Annotated in this window: 1 protein-coding gene; it reads right to left on the reverse strand. The window is 44.3% G+C overall.

The genetic code is table 11. The features are described 5' to 3' along the window. Positions 1 to 253, reverse strand: a 253-nt coding sequence (locus tag H4J50_RS19305) for a hypothetical protein (protein WP_182257711.1), incomplete at both ends; no start/stop codon positions are given.

The raw sequence follows: 253 nt of genomic DNA on the forward strand, positions 1-253 counted from the left end.
ACTACTTCACCAATTAATACACCGCTAAATTTTCCTGCAACAGGCTCTACGGCGTCTACTTCAAGACCAGCCATGGTAATTTGATGTGCTAATTCATCTGAAGATATAGCAGGATTAACCCACTCACTAACGCACTTACCAATAGGAGCATCGCTGGCTAATTCCATAATGCCGTCTGAACTATCTGACAAACCGATTTCAGACTCACTACATAACATGCCGTGAGACGGTACGCCGCGTAGCTTGGCTTTTT

The organism is Colwellia sp. 6M3, from assembly GCF_014077595.1.
Taxonomy (GTDB): Bacteria; Pseudomonadota; Gammaproteobacteria; order Enterobacterales; family Alteromonadaceae; genus Cognaticolwellia.